The 19,355-nt window shown below is 44.3% G+C and carries 27 protein-coding genes; all 27 read left to right on the top strand.

The annotated features are described in order from the left end of the window. The first annotated feature begins 57 nt into the window (after positions 1 to 57). The 27 genes from rpoC to rpmD all read left to right on the top strand — a co-directional run bounded on the left by rpoC (position 58) and on the right by rpmD (position 19,339). Entirely contained in the window at positions 58 to 3,669 is a 3,612-nt protein-coding gene (rpoC, locus tag MKY99_RS27575) for a DNA-directed RNA polymerase subunit beta' (protein ID WP_042192182.1), read from the top strand. Between the two features lie 179 nt (positions 3,670 to 3,848). Beyond that, complete coding sequence (locus tag MKY99_RS27570; protein WP_042131229.1) at positions 3,849 to 4,100, top strand: ribosomal L7Ae/L30e/S12e/Gadd45 family protein; 252 nt, start codon at positions 3,849 to 3,851, stop codon at positions 4,098 to 4,100. Positions 4,101 to 4,233: 133 nt separating this feature from the next. Then, positions 4,234 to 4,653: a 30S ribosomal protein S12 gene (rpsL, locus tag MKY99_RS27565; protein WP_036680518.1), complete on the top strand. Its 420-nt coding sequence runs from the start codon at positions 4,234 to 4,236 to the stop codon at positions 4,651 to 4,653. Positions 4,654 to 4,697: 44 nt separating this feature from the next. Continuing rightward, entirely contained in the window at positions 4,698 to 5,168 is a 471-nt protein-coding gene (rpsG, locus tag MKY99_RS27560; protein ID WP_036680520.1) for a 30S ribosomal protein S7, read from the top strand. 47 nt (positions 5,169 to 5,215) lie between these two features. Beyond that, complete coding sequence (gene fusA / locus MKY99_RS27555) at positions 5,216 to 7,294, top strand: elongation factor G (protein WP_042192180.1); 2,079 nt, start codon at positions 5,216 to 5,218, stop codon at positions 7,292 to 7,294. Positions 7,295 to 7,403: 109 nt separating this feature from the next. Further along, positions 7,404 to 8,594: an elongation factor Tu gene (gene tuf / locus MKY99_RS27550; RefSeq protein ID WP_042192178.1), complete on the top strand. Its 1,191-nt coding sequence runs from the start codon at positions 7,404 to 7,406 to the stop codon at positions 8,592 to 8,594. Between the two features lie 283 nt (positions 8,595 to 8,877). Then, complete coding sequence (locus MKY99_RS27545; RefSeq protein WP_339267418.1) at positions 8,878 to 10,203, top strand: globin-coupled sensor protein; 1,326 nt, start codon at positions 8,878 to 8,880, stop codon at positions 10,201 to 10,203. Positions 10,204 to 10,429: 226 nt separating this feature from the next. Further along, positions 10,430 to 10,738 (top strand): 30S ribosomal protein S10, encoded by a 309-nt coding sequence (gene rpsJ, locus MKY99_RS27540; RefSeq protein ID WP_017692074.1) that lies wholly within the window; start codon positions 10,430 to 10,432, stop codon positions 10,736 to 10,738. Between the two features lie 42 nt (positions 10,739 to 10,780). Beyond that, complete coding sequence (gene rplC, locus MKY99_RS27535) at positions 10,781 to 11,404, top strand: 50S ribosomal protein L3 (protein ID WP_076286852.1); 624 nt, start codon at positions 10,781 to 10,783, stop codon at positions 11,402 to 11,404. Positions 11,405 to 11,429: 25 nt separating this feature from the next. Beyond that, positions 11,430 to 12,053, top strand: coding sequence for a 50S ribosomal protein L4 (rplD, locus tag MKY99_RS27530; protein WP_042192174.1), 624 nt, complete (start codon positions 11,430 to 11,432; stop codon positions 12,051 to 12,053). After that, entirely contained in the window at positions 12,053 to 12,346 is a 294-nt protein-coding gene (gene rplW, locus MKY99_RS27525) for a 50S ribosomal protein L23 (protein WP_036680537.1), read from the top strand. Before rplD ends, rplW begins: the two co-directional genes overlap by 1 nt. Positions 12,347 to 12,373: 27 nt before the next feature. After that, positions 12,374 to 13,204 carry a 50S ribosomal protein L2 gene (gene rplB, locus MKY99_RS27520; RefSeq protein WP_042192171.1) on the top strand — a complete coding sequence of 277 codons (831 nt, stop codon included), beginning with the start codon at positions 12,374 to 12,376 and terminating at the stop codon, positions 13,202 to 13,204. A 76-nt stretch (positions 13,205 to 13,280) separates the two neighbouring features. Beyond that, entirely contained in the window at positions 13,281 to 13,559 is a 279-nt protein-coding gene (gene rpsS, locus MKY99_RS27515; RefSeq protein WP_036652940.1) for a 30S ribosomal protein S19, read from the top strand. A gap of 33 nt (positions 13,560 to 13,592) precedes the next feature. Then, a complete protein-coding gene (gene rplV, locus MKY99_RS27510; RefSeq protein WP_036680546.1) occupies positions 13,593 to 13,925 on the top strand; it encodes a 50S ribosomal protein L22 in 333 nt (110 codons plus the stop codon). Between the two features lie 13 nt (positions 13,926 to 13,938). After that, the gene (rpsC, locus tag MKY99_RS27505) at positions 13,939 to 14,604 is read left to right on the top strand and encodes a 30S ribosomal protein S3 (protein WP_042192169.1); all 666 of its coding nucleotides are present in this window, start codon (positions 13,939 to 13,941) and stop codon (positions 14,602 to 14,604) included. A gap of 2 nt (positions 14,605 to 14,606) precedes the next feature. Then, positions 14,607 to 15,041 carry a 50S ribosomal protein L16 gene (rplP, locus tag MKY99_RS27500; protein ID WP_042131224.1) on the top strand — a complete coding sequence of 145 codons (435 nt, stop codon included), beginning with the start codon at positions 14,607 to 14,609 and terminating at the stop codon, positions 15,039 to 15,041. Further along, positions 15,031 to 15,228 carry a 50S ribosomal protein L29 gene (rpmC, locus tag MKY99_RS27495; protein WP_019908232.1) on the top strand — a complete coding sequence of 66 codons (198 nt, stop codon included), beginning with the start codon at positions 15,031 to 15,033 and terminating at the stop codon, positions 15,226 to 15,228. The genes rplP and rpmC overlap by 11 nt, the downstream gene beginning before the upstream one ends. 43 nt (positions 15,229 to 15,271) lie before the next feature. Then, positions 15,272 to 15,538: a 30S ribosomal protein S17 gene (gene rpsQ / locus MKY99_RS27490; protein ID WP_042131223.1), complete on the top strand. Its 267-nt coding sequence runs from the start codon at positions 15,272 to 15,274 to the stop codon at positions 15,536 to 15,538. 38 nt (positions 15,539 to 15,576) lie between these two features. Further along, the gene (gene rplN / locus MKY99_RS27485; protein WP_036680556.1) at positions 15,577 to 15,945 is read left to right on the top strand and encodes a 50S ribosomal protein L14; all 369 of its coding nucleotides are present in this window, start codon (positions 15,577 to 15,579) and stop codon (positions 15,943 to 15,945) included. Positions 15,946 to 15,994: 49 nt separating this feature from the next. Beyond that, positions 15,995 to 16,348 carry a 50S ribosomal protein L24 gene (gene rplX, locus MKY99_RS27480; RefSeq protein WP_076286851.1) on the top strand — a complete coding sequence of 118 codons (354 nt, stop codon included), beginning with the start codon at positions 15,995 to 15,997 and terminating at the stop codon, positions 16,346 to 16,348. Positions 16,349 to 16,379: 31 nt separating this feature from the next. Beyond that, on the top strand, positions 16,380 to 16,922 hold the full coding sequence (gene rplE, locus MKY99_RS27475; protein ID WP_042131222.1) for a 50S ribosomal protein L5: 543 nt from the start codon (positions 16,380 to 16,382) through the stop codon (positions 16,920 to 16,922). A gap of 49 nt (positions 16,923 to 16,971) precedes the next feature. Further along, positions 16,972 to 17,157: a type Z 30S ribosomal protein S14 gene (locus tag MKY99_RS27470; RefSeq protein ID WP_013312154.1), complete on the top strand. Its 186-nt coding sequence runs from the start codon at positions 16,972 to 16,974 to the stop codon at positions 17,155 to 17,157. Between the two features lie 32 nt (positions 17,158 to 17,189). Beyond that, positions 17,190 to 17,588, top strand: coding sequence for a 30S ribosomal protein S8 (gene rpsH, locus MKY99_RS27465; protein WP_036680560.1), 399 nt, complete (start codon positions 17,190 to 17,192; stop codon positions 17,586 to 17,588). Positions 17,589 to 17,618: 30 nt separating this feature from the next. Then, on the top strand, positions 17,619 to 18,161 hold the full coding sequence (gene rplF, locus MKY99_RS27460; RefSeq protein WP_042192166.1) for a 50S ribosomal protein L6: 543 nt from the start codon (positions 17,619 to 17,621) through the stop codon (positions 18,159 to 18,161). A gap of 84 nt (positions 18,162 to 18,245) precedes the next feature. Beyond that, positions 18,246 to 18,614, top strand: a complete 369-nt coding sequence (gene rplR / locus MKY99_RS27455; protein WP_042131220.1) for a 50S ribosomal protein L18 — start codon at positions 18,246 to 18,248, stop codon at positions 18,612 to 18,614. Between the two features lie 27 nt (positions 18,615 to 18,641). Further along, positions 18,642 to 19,139: a 30S ribosomal protein S5 gene (gene rpsE / locus MKY99_RS27450; protein ID WP_036652980.1), complete on the top strand. Its 498-nt coding sequence runs from the start codon at positions 18,642 to 18,644 to the stop codon at positions 19,137 to 19,139. 14 nt (positions 19,140 to 19,153) lie between these two features. Then, positions 19,154 to 19,339, top strand: coding sequence for a 50S ribosomal protein L30 (gene rpmD, locus MKY99_RS27445; RefSeq protein ID WP_036680567.1), 186 nt, complete (start codon positions 19,154 to 19,156; stop codon positions 19,337 to 19,339). Positions 19,340 to 19,355: the final 16 nt, after the last annotated feature.

Here is a 19,355-nt window from a genome sequence, read left to right as displayed (position 1 = left end):
CAGTCAGAGGAGGGCAAAGCGGTACTAAATCAGGATTAGGTTAAGGAGGGTTGCTCCTTGTTGGACGTTAACAATTTTGAATTTATGAAAATCGGACTCGCTTCTCCGGAGAAGATTCGTTCATGGTCCCGCGGAGAAGTTAAGAAACCGGAAACCATTAACTATCGAACATTGAAACCGGAAAAAGAGGGTCTTTTCTGTGAGCGTATCTTTGGACCTCAAAAAGACTGGGAATGTCATTGCGGTAAATACAAACGTGTCCGTTATAAGGGCGTAGTCTGCGACCGTTGTGGCGTTGAAGTTACTCGTGCTAAAGTTCGTCGTGAACGTATGGGTCACATTGAATTGGCTGCTCCGGTATCTCATATCTGGTACTTCAAAGGTATCCCAAGCCGTATGGGTTTGGCACTAGATATGTCTCCAAGATCACTTGAAGAGATTATCTACTTTGCTTCGTATGTTGTAACTGATCCAGGTGAAACACCGCTGGAAAAGAAACAACTTCTATCCGAGAAAGAATATCGTAGCTACCGTGAAAAATACGGTTACGGATTCCAAGCGGGCATGGGTGCTGAAGCTGTTAAGAAGCTTCTTCAAGACATCGACATCGAAAAAGAGCTGGAATTCCTCAAAGAAGAACTGCGTACGGCCCAAGGCCAACGTCGTAACCGGGCGATTAAACGTCTGGAAGTCATTGAAGCATTCCGTAACTCAGGCAACAAACCTGATTGGATGATCATGGATGTTCTTCCGGTTATTCCTCCGGAGCTTCGTCCGATGGTTCAATTGGATGGTGGCCGTTTTGCTACGTCTGATTTGAACGATCTTTATCGTCGTGTTATTAACCGGAACAACCGTCTGAAAAGACTGTTGGATCTTGGTGCGCCTGACATTATCGTGCAGAACGAGAAACGGATGCTACAGGAAGCTGTCGATGCTCTCATCGATAACGGCCGTAGAGGACGTCCGGTAACGGGTCCTGGTAACCGTCCATTGAAATCTCTCAGCCACATGCTGAAAGGTAAACAAGGACGTTTCCGTCAGAACTTGCTCGGTAAACGGGTTGACTACTCTGGTCGTTCCGTTATCGTTGTAGGACCGTACCTCAAGATGTATCAGTGCGGACTTCCTAAGAAAATGGCGCTAGAATTGTTCAAGCCTTTTGTCATGAAGGAATTGGTTAATAAGGGCCTAGCCCACAACATAAAGAGCGCAAAACGTAAAGTTGAGCGTGTAAGTCCTGAAGTATGGGATGTACTTGAAGAAGTAATCAGAGAGCACCCAGTACTTCTAAACCGCGCACCAACACTTCACCGTCTCGGTATCCAAGCTTTTGAACCGATTTTGGTGGAAGGTCATGCTATTCGTCTTCACCCACTCGTATGTACGGCTTATAACGCCGACTTTGACGGTGACCAAATGGCGGTGCACGTTCCTCTGTCAGCAGAAGCTCAAGCGGAAGCACGTATTCTCATGCTTGCATCCGGTAATATCTTGAACCCTAAAGACGGAAAACCGGTTGTAACACCTTCCCAGGATATGGTCCTTGGTACTTTCTACCTGACCATGGACAATAAGGAAGAAAAAGGATCAGGTATGATTCTGCGTACCGTAAATGAAGCTGTATCAGCTTACCAGCGCGGAACTGCAGGTCTTCATGCTCGTGTAGCTATTCCAGTTAAAGCACTGGGTAAGACTTGCTTTACGGAAAAACAACAAGGCGCAATGTTGATTACTACGATCGGTAAGATTATCTTTAATGAAATTTACCCAAGTAGTTTCCCTTATATCAATGAAGCGACTAAGACTAACTTGCTGCATGGCACGCCAGAGAAATACTTTATCTATGAAAAAGGCGCAGATATTCGCGAGCTGATTGAATCCGCTCCTGAAGCCAGCGCTGTAGGTAAAGAATATCTGGGTCTGATTATCGCACGTTGTTTTGAAACTTATCATACAACCAAAACCTCTATGATTTTGGATAAAATTAAACAACTCGGCTTTACTTACTCCACACGTTCCGGTGTTACCGTTGCTGTGTCGGATGTTATCGTGCCTGAGGAGAAAGTTACGATTCTGAAAGAGTCCGAAGCTAAGGTAGATGTGGTTGCTAACCAATATCGCCGTGGTCTGATCACTAATGACGAACGGTACGACCGCGTTATTGAGATCTGGTCGAAGACGAAGGATGATCTTACGAACATCCTGCTTAAATCGATGGACCGTTTCAACTCAATCATGCTCATGGTTGACTCCAAAGCGCGGGGTAACAAATCGCAGATCACTCAGCTGGGTGGTATGCGTGGTCTGATGGCAACACCTTCGGGTCGGATTTTCGAATTGCCAATTAAAGCGAACTTCCGTGAAGGTCTTACGGTCTTGGAGTACTTTATCTCCACTCACGGAGCGCGTAAAGGTCTTGCCGATACCGCACTTCGTACTGCTGACTCCGGTTACTTGACTCGTCGTCTCGTTGACGTAGCTCAGGACGTTATCGTCCGTGAGGAAGATTGTGGAACGGATAAAGGATTTACAGTTAGTCGTATTCAGGATGGTAAAGAGGTTATTGAGGATCTGTATGACCGTATTGAAGGTCGTTACTGCTTCGAGACTGTTCGTCATCCGGAAACAGGCGAAATCATTGTTCACCGCAACGATTTGATTGACTCCGATAAAGCGGAAGCAATCGTAGACGCTGGTGTAACTAAGCTACAAATCCGCTCTGTACTAAGCTGCCGTGCTCGTCATGGTGTTTGTAAGAAATGTTACGGTCGTAACTTGGCAACTGGTAAACACGTTGAGATCGGTGAAGCGGTTGGTATTATCGCTGCACAATCTATCGGTGAACCAGGAACCCAGCTTACAATGCGTACGTTCCATACCGGCGGTGTTGCCGGTGATGATATCACGCAAGGTTTGCCGCGTATTCAAGAGTTGTTTGAAGCCCGTAATCCTAAAGGTCAGGCTACAATCAGTGAGATCGATGGTGTAATCAAGGAAATCCGTGAAACTAAAGATCGTCGTGAAATCGAGGTTCAAGGTGAAGCAGAATCCAAGACTTATTCCATTACTTATGGTTCACGTCTACGTGTCAGCGAAGGCCAAGAAATTGAAGCCGGCGATGAGTTGACAGACGGTTCGATTGACCCTAAAGAAATGCTGCGAATCAAAGGGATCCGTGGGGTACAAAACTACATTCTGCAAGAAGTTCAGCGTGTATATCGTAACCAGGGCGTTGAGATCAATGATAAGCACATTGAAGTTATGATCAAACAAATGCTTCGGAAGATCCGTATCATTGATGCAGGTGACACAAGTCTGTTACCAGGCGCTTTTGCGGATATTCATGAATATGAAGCTGCTAACAAGGAAGCCATCTTGTCAGGTAAAGAGCCTGCAGTTGCTAAACCGGTCTTACTCGGTATTACCAAGGCATCTCTTGAGACAGATTCCTTCTTATCCGCTGCATCTTTCCAAGAAACTACTCGTGTCTTAACAGACGCTGCTATCAAAGGCAAAGTAGATAAGTTGCTTGGACTCAAAGAAAATGTTATTATCGGTAAGTTGATTCCTGCAGGTACTGGTATGAATCGTTACCGTAATGTTAAGCTAAGTGATCCAAATGCAGAAAGCGCGCTTGAATCTTTAGAGCCGGTTCCTGCTGAATAAATTAGCAAACATGGTAGTGAACTCGTGTCATACCTATTCATAGGTGTGACACGAATATCTGCCGTGTATAATATTCATAAAAATTATTGCTGAATTTCTTGACACCATCTATTGATAATGCTAAAATGTCTAAGGTGCGTGAGTAGCCATGTTATCCTTGTTCATTGGAGGTAATGATTATGACTGATGATAGAGGACTACAGGATGCTCAGGTCAAGATCGGTACCAAACAAACCGTCAAGGCGGTAGAGTTGGGCCAAGCTGCAGAAGTCTATGTGGCAGAGGACGGAGATCAAAGGCTTACTTCCAGGATAGTTATGCTTTGTAACAAACAAGGTGTTAAAATCACATACGTGGATACGATGCTGAATTTGGGCAAGGCCTGCGGAATAGAAGTTGGCGCTGCGATGGCAGCCGTCTTAAAACAATAGCTACGGAAATGTTTTTGTACTGGGGTGAACTCCAGCGGCAAGAACTTTTCATTTGTCTTTTTATGAACCGCCTGGGTCTGTGGGCTTAGAGTTCTTAAATCGGCTATCATTTCAGGAAGGGGGTGGCAACAACATGCCAACAATTAACCAATTGGTTCGTAAAGGCCGTCAAGCCAAAATCGAAAAATCTAAATCTCCCGCTCTTCAAAAAGGGTATAACGCCCTCAAGCGTGAGGCTACAAATTTGAGCGCTCCGCAAAAACGCGGTGTGTGCACTCGTGTTGGTACTATGACTCCACGTAAACCAAACTCAGCGCTTCGTAAATATGCCCGTGTTCGTTTGACGAACCGTCTCGAGGTAACAGCTTATATCCCGGGTATCGGACATAACTTACAAGAGCACAGTGTTGTATTACTTCGCGGAGGTAAAGTAAAGGACCTTGCAGGGGTTCGTTACCATATCGTTCGTGGTGCATTGGATACAGCAGGTGTAGCTAACCGGATGCAAGCTCGTTCTAAATACGGTGCTAAACGTCCTAAAGCTAAGAAATAAGAAAAAATTCTAGAATAATAAACATTTAAGAAAGGGGGATATCCATGCCACGCAAAGGTCCAGTTACTAAGAGAGACGTATTGCCAGATCCGTTGTATAATAGCAAGTTGGTTACTCGTTTGATTAACCGCATTATGCTGGGTGGTAAAAGAGGTGTCGCTCAAAGCATTCTGTACAATTCATTCAAGTTGATTGAAGAACGTACGGGTAAAGATCCGATGGAAGTTTTCGAAGCTGCCATCAAGAATATCATGCCGGTTTTGGAAGTCAAAGCTCGTCGTGTCGGTGGTGCTAACTATCAAGTACCTATCGAGGTTAAACCAGAGAGACGTACTGCTCTGGGATTACGTTGGCTCGTAAACTACTCTCGCAACCGCGGTGAGAAGACGATGGAAGAGCGTTTGGCGGCTGAGATCATCGACGCTTCCAACAACACAGGCGCTTCTGTTAAGAAACGCGAAGATACACACAAAATGGCTGAAGCAAACAAAGCGTTCGCTCACTACCGTTGGTAGGATTAAAGTCATTCAAATAACTTATATTTTGAAGGGAGATCCATTTCATGGCTAGAGAGTTCTCCTTAAAAAATACACGTAATATCGGGATCATGGCGCATATTGATGCTGGTAAAACAACTACCACAGAGCGGATTCTTTTCTATACAGGCCGTACGCACAAAATCGGTGAAGTTCACGAGGGTGCTGCTACGATGGACTGGATGGAGCAAGAACAAGAGCGCGGAATCACGATTACGTCCGCTGCTACGACTGCTGCGTGGAAAGGTCACCGCATCAATATCATTGATACCCCAGGACACGTTGACTTCACTGTTGAAGTTGAACGTTCCCTGCGTGTATTGGATGGGGCAGTAGGTGTATTTAGTGCAAAAGAGGGCGTTGAGCCTCAGTCTGAAACCGTATGGAGACAGGCTGACCGTTATAACGTTCCACGTATTGCATATGTGAACAAAATGGACATTATCGGTGCGGATTTCCTTAACGTAATCGAAACTATGCGTGATCGCCTTCAAGCCAATGCAGTTGCTATTCAATTGCCAATTGGTGCAGAAAGTGATTTCACTGGTATTATCGACCTCGTTGAGCAAAAAGCACACATGTTCAGAGATGATCTAGGCCAAAACATCGAAGTAACGGATATTCCGGAAGAATATTTGGCCAAAGTTGAGGAGCTGCGTCTCGAGTTGATCGAGAAAGTTGCTGAACTTGATGAAGATCTGACTATGAAGTACCTGGAAGGCGAAGAAATTACAGTTCCGGAAATTAAAGCTGCACTGCGCAAAGGCGTAGTTGAAGTTAAATTGTTCCCTGTAATTGTTGGATCCTCCTACCGTAACAAAGGGATTCAGCTTATGCTGGATGCTGTTGTTGATTACTTGCCATCTCCTCTTGACGTTCCAGCTATCACTGGACATCTTGATGATGGAACTGAAGCAGTTCGTCATTCTTCGGATGAAGAACCGTTTGCAGCTTTGGCATTTAAAATCATGACTGACCCTTATGTAGGTAAACTTACGTTCTTCCGTGTATACTCTGGTATTCTAGAGTCCGGATCTTACGTAGTTAATGCTACTAAGAACAAGCGTGAACGTATTGGTCGTATCCTTCAAATGCATGCTAACAGCCGTCAAGAGATTTCCATCGTGTATTCTGGCGACATCGCTGCAGCAGTTGGTTTGAAAGACACTAGTACAGGTGATACACTGTGTGATGAGAAGCATCCAGTAATTCTGGAATCAATGAACTTCCCTGATCCAGTTATCGAAATCGCTGTTGAACCAAAAACAAAAGCTGACCAAGATAAATTGGGCGTTGCTCTCGGTAAGTTGACTGAAGAGGATCCAACTCTTCGTGCTCATACTGATGAAGAAACAGGCCAAACTATCCTGGCTGGTATGGGTGAACTTCACTTGGACATCATCATCGACCGTATGCGTCGTGAGTTCAAAGTAGAAACCAATGTGGGTAAACCACAGGTTGCTTACCGCGAAACGTTCAAGGCACCTGCTCGCGTCGAAGGTAAATTTGTACGCCAATCTGGTGGTCGTGGTCAATACGGTCACGTGTGGGTTGAATTTGAACCCCTCGAGCCAGGTACTGGTAGCAAATTCGAAAGTAAAGTTGTCGGTGGCTCGGTTCCTAGAGAGTACATCGCTCCTGCACTTGCGGGTATCGAAGAACAAATGAAAAACGGCGTACTTGCAGGCTTCCCGCTTGTAGACGTTAAAGCTACCATCGTTGATGGTTCTTACCATGATGTCGATTCCAACGAAATGGCATTTAAAATTGCCGGCTCGATGGCGCTTAAAGCAGCTAAAGACAAGTGTAAACCTGTCCTGCTTGAGCCAATCATGAAAGTAGAAGTAACTGTTCCTGAGGAATATATGGGTGATGTTATGGGTATGCTGAACTCCCGCCGTGGCCGTATCGAAGGTATGGATTCCCGTGGTGGAGCGCAAATTATCCGTGCTAAGGTGCCTCTTTCCGAAATGTTCGGATACTCTACAACTCTTCGTTCTGGTACTCAAGGACGTGGCGTATTCTCAATGGAGCTTTCTCACTATGAAGAAGTTCCTAAATCCATTGCGGAAGAGATCGCTGCTAAGAACAAAGGCGGAGAATAATTACTAGTTTTAACTTGCCGTCCGAGTATAATTACTCAGTCATCTAAGATAAACATATATGCGGGCGGCTCAAATATAAGGAACCCCACATTAAGGAGGAACTGTTCAAATGGCAAAGGCAAAGTTTGAACGTAACAAACCGCACGTTAACATCGGTACTATTGGTCACGTCGACCATGGTAAAACGACTCTGACTGCTGCAATCACTACTGTATTGTCCAAAACTTACGGTGGCGCAGCTATCGCATTCGATCAAATCGACAAAGCTCCTGAAGAGCGCGAACGTGGTATCACAATTTCCACTTCCCACGTTGAATATGAAACTCCTAACCGTCACTACGCTCACGTAGACTGCCCTGGTCACGCCGACTATGTTAAAAACATGATCACAGGCGCAGCGCAAATGGACGGAGCTATCCTGGTTGTATCCGCAGCTGATGGCCCTATGCCACAAACTCGCGAGCACATCCTGTTGTCCCGTCAAGTAGGTGTTCCATACATCGTTGTTTTCTTGAACAAATGCGACATGGTTGAAGACGAAGAGTTGTTGGAATTGGTTGAAATGGAAGTTCGTGACTTGCTGAGCGAGTATGACTTCCCAGGCGACGACACTCCAATCATTCGTGGTTCTGCTCGTGAAGCTCTTCAAAACCCAGAAGGCGAATATGCTAAGAAGATTGTTGAAATGTTCGAAACAATCGACGAGTACATTCCACTTCCAGAGCGTCAAACTGACAAACCATTCTTGATGCCTGTCGAAGATGTATTCTCCATCACTGGCCGCGGTACTGTGGCAACTGGTCGCGTAGAACGCGGAACAGTTAAAGTCGGAGAAGAAATCGAAATCGTTGGTATTCACGAAGAAACTAAGAAATCCGTAGTTACGGGCGTAGAAATGTTCCGTAAATTGCTGGATTCCGCTCAAGCGGGCGACAACATCGGAGCTTTGCTTCGTGGTGTAGACCGTACTATGATCGAGCGTGGCCAAGTATTGGCTAAACCGAACTCTGTTAAACCACACACTGAGTTCACTGCTCAAATCTACGTTTTGACTAAAGAAGAAGGCGGACGTCACAAACCATTCTTCACTGGTTACCGTCCACAGTTCTACTTCCGTACAACTGACGTAACTGGCATCATCAACTTGCCAGAAGGTACTGAAATGGTTATGCCTGGTGACAACATCACTGTAACTGTTGCTTTGATCTCCCCTATCGCTATTGAAGAAGGTACTAAATTCTCCATTCGCGAAGGTGGACGCACAGTTGGAGCAGGTAGCGTAGCTTCCATCCAAAAATAAATTCGTTTCTATCTGCGGGTAGACTCTGAATCATAGTGCCCCGGATTCTTCTTGCGGAGAATCCGGGGCTTTTTGTTATTTAATAGGATAAACCATCTTAATTTCGACAATATACGATAAAATAAATATGAAATTTCGAATATTTCTACAAAATTCAACAAAATTCAACGATAAATTGTTTACAATTTTAATAATCATAGAGTAAAATGAAAGGAAGGTAATATTGTAAAAAATTAGTAATTAAGGGGAGAGTGATAACATGGGAAAATGTCCTTTTTCATTCATGCATGCTATAACATCACGTAATAATAATGAGGATTCTCACACCCCTAATTTAATAGAAAATAAACACCAGATTAAGCGTACTGAAGATTTTTTTCATACTCTTGAGGGTTATGACGAACTCAATGAGCAAATGAGAATGATTGATCTATCTGAATCAGATTTGAACTTATTACGTAGGGTGAAGCCTAGCGTTGAAAAGAATATAGACTATATCATTGATCAATTTTATAATTCGGTATTAGGTGTGGATAAACTAGAAGCCATTATATTGGAGCATAGTAGTATCGAGAGGTTGAAAACAACACTCCGCGAGCATATCATTGAAATTTTTGATGGCAAAGTTGATGAAGAATACATAGCAAAGCGAATGAAGATTGCTAATATTCATAAAAGAGTAGGACTTGAGCCTAAATGGTACTTATCTGCTTTTCAAAATCTTCAGAACGTTTTTATACAAGTTATCTATAATGAGACACATGATGACAATACGCGTCTACATGTAGTTAAGACCGTAACTAAGCTGCTTAACCTTGAACAACAACTTGTCCTAGAGGAATACGAGAAGGAGAACGTCAAAGAGAAGGAACAGCAATACCTTTTGGTTAAAAATGAATTAAAGCAGAAAATTGCTGAATTCAGCAGCGAATTAATAGATTTTAGTATCGATACAAATGCCGCTGTGAAGCAGCTAGTAGCCAGTAGCAATGAAGTGAGTAGAACATTCCAACGTACAGCTACATCCGCTGTAGAGTCGCAGGGGTTGGCTACAGATGGACATGAGCATTTGGATAGCTTAACAGGACAGATTAATCTTATTTATCAAAGTACTAGTGAAATGGAACATTCAGTCCACGAATTAAGCAATTCCTCTAAACAAATTCAAAAAATCGTAAACTCAGTTAAAGATATTGCAGATCAAACTAAAATTCTTTCACTTAATGCAACGATAGAAGCCGCTAGAGCCGGAGTGCATGGTAGAGGGTTTAGTGTAGTTGCTCAAGAAGTTAGTCGGTTGGCAGAGGATACGAAGAATACTGTAATTCAGATCGTAGAGCTGACTTATAAATCGGGAAGTCTCACACAACAGGTCGTTGAGGAGATACGTAAGGTACAAGAGCTAACCAAAAGTGGGAAACATCAATCCGTTGAGACTAGTCTTTTGTTTTCCGAAATTGTAGAGGCGATGAGGAGTAGCACACAAGAGATTGTTATAGTAGAAGAAGAAATAAGAACATTGATTCAGACAATAGAGGGAATTGGGTCAGCAACAGCACAGACTGCGGAGTCAGCTGAGATTTTTAAGTCTGCCACTGCGAATCTTTAACCTATATAATAGTAATAAAGCAACGCATGAAAAAAATATGCGTTGTTTTGTTATTTTAGCTTGCAATACTGCTGCCTATTATATATAATAATAAATGTTGTTCTGAGACGTTGCGATGATGTGAGAGGTTACTGACACACCCGGCCCCTTTGCCATGAGGTCGACGTCAGAAAATTTTCACGGAGTATGTCCGATAATAAATTGGGCGATAGAAGGAGGGACTAAAATGGCAAAGCAAAAAATTCGTATTCGCTTGAAAGCATACGACCACAGAATTCTTGATCAATCCGCAGAGAAAATCGTTGAAACTGCAAAACGTTCGGGTGCTGGTGTATCTGGACCGATTCCGTTGCCAACTGAGAAGCAAATCATTACTATTCTCCGTGCGGTACACAAGTACAAGGATTCCCGTGAACAGTTTGAACAACGGACTCACAAACGTTTGATCGATATTGTGAACCCAACACCACAAACTGTGGATGCCTTGATGCGCTTGGATCTACCGTCCGGTGTAGATATCGAAATCAAATTGTAATTCTATTTTTAGCAACTTAGGAAAAGAAAAGAGGTGTCAACATTGAAAGGTATCTTAGGAAAAAAACTCGGTATGACTCAAGTGTTTACTCCAGAAGGTAACGTAATTCCTGTTACTGTTATCGAAGCAGGCCCTTGTGTAGTACTGCAAAAGAAAGACCTGAATATCGACGGATATGAAGCAGTGCAATTGGGCTTTTCTGATAAAAAAGAAAGTCGCTCCAATAAGCCTGAACAAGGTCACGCCAAAAAGGCAAATGCAACACCTAAGCGCTACGTTCGTGAAATTCGCGGTGTTGACCTCGGGTCTCTCGAGGTTGGACAAGAACTGAAGGCTGATATTTTTGCTGAGGGCGAATTTGTTGACGTAACTGGCACATCTAAAGGTAAAGGTTTCCAAGGTAACATCAAACGTTGGGGACAAAGCCGCGGACCAATGGCACACGGATCGCGTTACCACAGAAGACCGGGTTCCATGGGTTCTATCCAAGCTAACCGTGTTCCGAAGGGCAAACGCCTCCCAGGACATATGGGTCACACGACTATCACGGTTCAAAAGCTTGAAATCATCAAGGTTGACGTTGAACGTAACGTATTGCTGGTTAAAGGCGCTATCCCAGGTCCTAAAAACAGCTTCGTGAAAGTTAAACAAACCGTTAAGAAATAATTACCTAAGAAAGGAGGAACATGAAATGCCAAAAGTAACACTTTTTAATATTAGTGGCAACGAAGTTGGTGAAGTAGAACTGAGCGATACAGTATTCGGTATTGAACCGAATGAGCACGTTCTACACGAAGCTGCGCTTATGCAAAGAGCTTCCCTTCGTCGTGGTACACACAAAGTAAAAGGACGTTCTGAAGTTCGTGGCGGTGGACGTAAGCCTTGGAAACAAAAAGGTACAGGTCGCGCTCGTCAAGGATCCATTCGTTCTCCACAATGGAAAGGCGGCGGCGTTGTCTTCGGACCAACACCACGTAGCTATTCCTGGAAATTGCCTAAGAAGGTTCGTCGTTTGGCGATCAAATCCGCTTTGTCCTCGAAAGTACTCGAGAATGACATTATCGTATTGGATAGCTTGACAATGAATGCTCCGAAGACGAAAGAATTCGCAGCAATCTTGAACAACCTGAAAGTGGAACGCAAAGCTTTGATCGTAGCTACTAGCTATGATGATAACGTAGCACTTTCCGCTCGTAACATCCCTGGGGTGAAATTCGTAGCGGCTGACGGCATTAATGTTCTTGACGTACTGACGTACGACAAACTGATCATCACTAAAGAAGCAGTTCTGAAGGTAGAGGAGGTGTTCGCGTAATGAAAGATCCTCGTGATATTATCAAACGTCCGGTGATTACGGAACGTACTTCCGACTACATGAGCGAAATGAAATACGCTTTTGAAGTGGATATCCGTGCTAACAAAACCGAAATCAAAAAAGCTGTCGAGGCTATTTTCAAAGTAAAAGTAACTAATGTGAACACAATGCGCGTGCCTGGCAAACTGAAACGTTATGGTAAATATTCTGGTTACACTCCAGAGTGGAAAAAAGCCATCGTTAAGCTTAGCCCGGACAGCAAACCGCTTGAATTTTTTGAAGCGGTAGAATAATACTCTTAAAGTAAGGAGGAAACTATAGTGCCAATCAAAAAGTACAAACCGACCTCTCCGGCAAGACGCCATATGTCTGTGTCTACGTTTGAAGAAATCACAACAAACCAGCCAGAGAAATCGTTGCTTTCTCCGCTGTTCAAACATGCGGGACGCAACAACCAAGGTAAAATTACGGTTCGTCACCATGGCGGCGGACACAAACGTAAATACCGTATTATCGACTTCAAACGGACTAAAGACGGCATACCAGGTAGCGTTGCTACAATCGAGTATGACCCGAACCGTACATCTAATATTGCTTTGATCCACTATGCTGATGGAGAGAAACGTTATATCATCGCTCCTAAAGGCCTAAAAGTTGGGGATAAAGTAGAGTCCGGCCCAACAGCCGACATCAAAATTGGTAACAGTCTTGCACTGGAGAACATCCCAGTGGGTACAGTTATCCACAACATTGAGTTAAAACCAGGTAAAGGCGGACAATTGGTTCGTGCTGCTGGTACAGAAGCTCAATTGCTTGGTAAAGAAGAAAAATACTGTTCCGTTCGTTTGTCATCCGGTGAGGTTCGTAAGATCCTTAGCGTATGCCGTGCAACTATCGGTTCCGTAGGTAACGAAGATCATGAATTGATCAAAATCGGTAAAGCTGGACGTAGTCGCTGGCTGGGCCGTCGCCCTGAAGTACGCGGTGTAGTAATGAACCCGAACGATCACCCACACGGTGGTGGTGAAGGCCGCGCTCCAATCGGACGTAAATCGCCTATGTCTCCATGGGGTAAACCAACCCTTGGTTACAAAACGCGTAAGAAAAACAAGGCATCTGATAAATATATCGTTCGCCGCCGCACAAAATAAGACGCTTCTGGCAAGTTAATAAAGCGCGAAGCGTCGATTCGCGGTTTGAAGAACCGGATGAAGGGAGGATTCACACATGGGTCGCAGTTTAAAGAAGGGGCCGTTTATCGATGGCTACCTGCTTAAAAAAGTTGAGGAACTGAACGAGGCTGAAAAAAAGGTTGTAGTTAAAACTTGGTCCCGTCGCTCAACCATTTTCCCTCAGTTTATCGGACATACGTTTGGTGTATATGACGGCCGTAAACACGTGCCTGTATACGTAACAGAAGATATGGTAGGTCACAAGTTGGGCGAGTTCGCGCCAACACGTACTTACAAAGGCCACGCGGGTGACGATAAGAAAACAAGAAGATAATAATAAGGTCTCTGTTTGAAAGGAGGTTAAACAATGGAAGCAAAAGCACATGCAAGATCGGTGCGGATTTCCGCTCGTAAAGCGAAACTGGTTGTTGACTTGATTCGTGGTAAGCAAGTGGGGGAAGCAATTGCTATTCTTCGCCACACTCCGAAATCCGCTTCTCCGGTCGTTGAGAAGTTGCTTAATTCGGCAATTGCGAATGCTGAGCATAACTATTCTTTGGACGTGAACAGTTTGTTCGTTAGCGAGGTTTTCGTTAACCAAGGACCTACTATGAAACGTTTCCGTCCGCGCGCCATGGGCCGCGCAAGTCGGATCAATAAACGCACGAGCCACATTACACTGGTGGTATCTGAGAAATAAGGAGGGATAACACGTGGGTCAAAAGGTAAATCCAATCGGACTCCGAATCGGGATCATTCGCGATTGGGAATCTAAATGGTATGCAGGAAAAGATTTCGGTACTCTTCTAATGGAAGACGTCAAAATCCGGGAATACCTTAAAGGTAAGTTGAAGGATTCCGCTGTTTCCCATATCGAGATCGAAAGAGCGGCTAACCGCGTGAACGTTACAATTCACACTGCTAAACCAGGTATGGTTATTGGTAAGGGCGGAGCAGAAGTAGAAGTACTTCGCAGCGCAGTTACAGCAATCGCTGGTGGCAAAAAAGTACACATCAACATCAATGAAATCAAGCACCCTGAATTGGATGCAATTCTTGTAGCTGAGAGCATTGCTCAACAATTGGAACGTCGTGTATCGTTCCGTCGTGCACTCAAACAAGCGATTCAAAGAACAATGCGTTCTGGCGCAAAAGGGATTAAAACTCAAGTAGGCGGACGTCTTGGCGGAGCTGAGATTGCTCGTTCAGAAGGTTATAGCGAAGGAACAGTTCCACTTCATACGCTTCGTGCCGATATCGATTACGGAACGGCTGAAGCACATACAACTTACGGTCTTATCGGCGTAAAAGTATGGATCTACCGTGGAGAAGTTCTTCCCCCAGCTAAGAAACAAGCTGCTCAGGAAGGAGGCAACTAATCATGTTGGTACCAAAACGCGTAAAACACCGCAAGCAACAACGCGGACACATGAAGGGTATGGCAAAGGGTGGTACTGAATTGAACTTCGGCGAATTCGGCCTGGTTGCAATGGAACCATCTTGGATCACTAACCGTCAGATCGAAGCTGCTCGTATCGCAATGACACGTTATATCAAACGTGGCGGTCAAGTTTGGATCAAGATTTTCCCAGATAAGCCTATTACTCAAAAGCCTCTCGAGGTTCGTATGGGTAGTGGTAAAGGTAACGTTGAAAAATGGGTAGCCGTAGTTAAACCGGGCAAGATTATGTTCGAACTCGGAGGCGTGTCGGAAGAAATCGCTCGTGAAGCGATGCGTCTTGCCGCTCACAAGCTGCCTGTTAAGACTAAGTTTGTGAAACGTGAAGAATTGGGTGGTGAAGCAAATGAAAGCTAATGAACTTCGCAACTTAACCACTGCTGAGATTGAACAAAAGATCGCTGGATTCAAAGAGGAACTTTTTAATCTCCGTTTCCAATTGGCAACTGGCCAACTGGACAACCCGACTCGGATTCGTGACGTGCGTAAGGAAATAGCTCGTGCTAAAACCGTAATCCATCAAAGAGTGCTTGGGATTAGTTAAGTGAGACGGATCTCAGATCCGTATTCAGGAAGGAGGCTAACTAATGAGCGAAGAACGTAATGCACGTAAAGTGCTAATCGGTAAAGTGGTCAGTGATAAAATGGATAAAACCATCGTAGTCGCTGTTGAAACCTATAAGAAGCATAACTTGTACCACAAACGCATCAAGTCTACGAAGAAATTCAAAGCACATGATGAGGAAAACGTTGCGAAAATTGGCGATACCGTAAAAGTCATGGAAACTCGTCCGTTGTCCAAGGACAAACGTTGGAGACTAGTTGAAGTGGTTGAAAAAGCGGTTATCATCTAAGATAATCAAAAGAGTTTTTCCGGAAGGAGGAAATTATAATGATTCAACCATTTACACGCTTGCATGTGGCTGACAACTCTGGTGCGAAGGAACTGATGTGTATCCGCGTACTGGGTGGTACTGGACGCCGTACAGCAGCAATCGGTGATTTGATCGTTTGTTCCGTTAAACAAGCAACACCAGGCGGCGTTGTCAAAAAAGGTGATGTTGTTAGAGCGGTAGTTGTTCGTACGAAACGTTCCGTTCGTCGTAAAGATGGATCTTACATCGCATTCGACGAAAATGCAGCTGTTGTTGTTAAAGACGACAGAAGCCCTCGTGGAACACGTATCTTTGGACCAGTTGCTCGCGAACTTCGCGATAAAGACTACATGAAGATCGTTTCCTTGGCACCGGAAGTAATCTAATAAACACGAGCACCAATAAGTTGAAGGTTAGTTATAGGAGGTGTAATAAATGCCTAGAGTGAAAAAAGTTCTGGAATCCCATAACAATAAACTGCACGTGAAGAAAGATGATGTGGTGCTTGTGATTAGTGGTAAAGACAAAGGCAAAAAAGGCCGTGTCATCGCTGCTTATCCTCGTGAAAACCGCGTTCTGGTAGAAGGCGTCAATATGGTGAAAAAACACCAAAAGCCGAACCAGCTGAATCCACAGGGTGGAATTATTGAGCAGGAAGCTTCGATTCATGTGTCCAACGTAATGCACATCGATCCGAAGTCCGGCAAAGTAACACGTATCGGTTACAAAGTATTGGACAACGGTAAAAAAGTTCGGATTGCTAAAAGATCCGGAGAGATTATCGACTAATCTAGCCCTTAAGAAAGGAGGTTAAATCTTCATGGCAGCAAGAATGAAAGAACGTTATCTCAACGAAATAACACCTGCTTTGATGCAGAAGTTTAACTATACAACTGTTATGCAAGTGCCTAAGATCGAGAAGGTTGTCATCAACATGGGTGTGGGTGACGCTGTTCAAAACTCCAAAGTACTTGATGCTGCAGTTAATGACATGCAGTTGATCGCTGGTCAAAAACCAGTAATCACTAAAGCTAAAAAATCCATCGCTGGTTTCAAACTACGCGAAAATATGCCGATTGGGGTTAAAGTAACACTGCGCGGCGAGCGTATGTATTACTTCTTGGACAAATTGTTCAACGTAACGCTTCCACGCGTACGTGACTTCCGTGGTGTTTCCACTAAAGCCTTTGACGGCCGTGGTAACTACACACTTGGTCTTAAAGAACAATTGATCTTCCCCGAGATCGAATATGACAAAGTGGATAAAGTCCGCGGTATGGACATCGTTATTGTAACGACTGCTAAGACGGACGAGGAATCCCGCGAGCTGCTGGGTCAGCTGGGAATGCCTTTCGCAAAATAAAGTCGGTTAATCCATTTTCTCCGAAAATGTTTAGGAGGTGTCAGGCTAAGTGGCAAAAACTTCGATGAAAGTTAAACAACAACGTACGCCTAAGTTTAAAGTACGTGCATATACACGTTGCGAACGTTGTGGTCGTCCACATTCGGTACTGCAAAAGTTCAAAATTTGCAGAATTTGTTTCCGTGAATTAGCTTATAAAGGCCAGATCCCTGGCGTGAAAAAAGCAAGTTGGTAAGAAGTTTATAAACGGGAAGGAGGTTTACACACATGACTATGTCTGATCCTATTGCAGATATGCTTACTCGTATTCGTAACGCTAACATTGTGCGTCACGAAACGGTAGAAATGCCTGCTTCTACTATGAAGAAACAAATCGCTGACATTTTGAAGCGTGAAGGTTTCATCCGCGATGCGGAATTCGTTGAAGATAGCAAACAAGGGATTATCCGTATCTTCTTGAAATACGGCCCTAACCAAGAGCGTGTTATTTCTGGTTTGAAAAGAATCAGTAAACCAGGCCTTCGCGTATACACGAAGAGCAATGAAGTGCCTCGTGTACTCGGTGGTCTAGGAATCGCGATTATCTCCACATCTAAGGGAGTTATGACCGACAAAGAAGCTCGTCAATCAAAATCTGGCGGAGAAGTTGTCTGCTACATTTGGTAATAAACGTCACAAGATAAGGAGGTGCAACACATGTCTCGTATTGGTCGTAAACCAATCGCAGTACCTAGCGGTGTAGATGTCACTTTGGACAACGCCGTTATTACAGTAAAAGGTCCAAAAGGTTCTTTGACTCGTGAGCTTCATAAAGACATGAAGGTTACAGTTGAAAATAACGAAATTACCGTTGTTCGTCCGTCGGATAACAAATTGCATCGTTCACTTCACGGCACAACCCGCTCCGTTGTCAACAACATGGTAGCAGGCGTGACTGAAGGTTTCTCGAAATCTCTGGAATTGGTTGGGGTCGGATATCGTGCAAGCAAATCCGGAGATAAAGTCGTTCTGAACGTTGGTTACTCCCACCCGGTTGAAATTACACCGGAAGCAGGTATTGAGTTTGAAGTTCCTGCGAACACGAAGATCATCGTTAAAGGTATCGATAAAGAACGCGTTGGCGCATATGCTGCTAAAATTCGTTCCGTTCGTGAGCCAGAACCGTATAAAGGTAAAGGTATCAAATATGAAGGCGAGCGTATCATCCGCAAAGAAGGTAAAGCTGGTAAGAAGAAATAACCAGTTTGAACTTAATTGTAAGATACCCCGTGCATCTTAAAGTGAAGCTGTTTACGGCAAACTGAAGGGAGTGAAAGGGAAGTCATGATTACAAAAGAAGATAAAAACAAGGCTCGTCTCAAAAGACACCTACGTGTTCGTAAGAAGATCCAGGGAACTACTGAGCGTCCACGTTTGAACGTATTCCGTTCTTCAAAACACATCTACGCTCAACTGATCGATGATGTTAAAGGGGTTACTATCGTATCCGCTTCTACACTTGATAAAGAACTGAGCGCTAACATCGGTAATGGCGGCAGCGTTGAAGCTGCAGCGAAAGTTGGCCAATTGGTCGCTGAGCGTGCTAAAGAAAAAGGATATGCAGTGGTCGTATTCGACCGCGGAGGTTACTTGTACCATGGACGAATTCAAGCATTGGCTGACGCAGCTCGTGAAGCTGGTCTTGAATTCTAGAATAATTCTTAAAAGGAGGTTAACGACTTGCGTGTAGATCCGAACAGTTTAGAACTGACAGAAAGAGTTGTACACATTAACCGTGTAGCAAAAGTTGTAAAAGGCGGACGCCGTTTCAGCTTTAGTGCACTCGTTGTTGTGGGCGATGGCAATGGCTACGTCGGTGCTGGTATCGGTAAAGCCGGCGAAGTTCCGGATGCCATCCGTAAAGGCATTGAAGACGCCAAGAAAAACCTGATTCACATTCCAATCGTAGGAACTTCGATTCCCCATCTCGTTACTGGCCACTTCGGCGCAGGACGCGTGTTGCTGAAACCAGCATCAGAGGGTACTGGCGTTATCGCTGGCGGTCCAGTTCGTGCGGTATTGGAATTGGCAGGCGTTGGCGACATTTTGACAAAATCACTGGGTTCTTCGAATTCCATGAACATGGTCAATGCAACTTTGGAGGGACTTTCCCGTCTGAAACGCATTGAAGAGGTCGCGAAACTTCGCGGCAAATCTGTCGAAGAATTGCGCGGTTAAGGAGGGGAACGTCAATGGCAAAATTGCAAATTACCCTCGTACGTAGTGTAATCGGACGTCCAGAAACACAACGTGTTACTGTTAAGACGCTCGGCCTACGTAAACTCAACACGACAGTGGTTCACAATGACAGTCCTGCAATTCGCGGAATGATCAACAAAGTGAGTCACTTGCTATCTGTAACTGAAATTGAAGGCTAATCGCCTCGCATAAATT

Source organism: Paenibacillus sp. FSL R5-0470 (assembly GCF_037975205.1).
Taxonomy (GTDB): Bacteria; Bacillota; Bacilli; order Paenibacillales; family Paenibacillaceae; genus Paenibacillus_AQ.
This window is presented reverse-complemented; position numbering and strand designations above follow the sequence as displayed.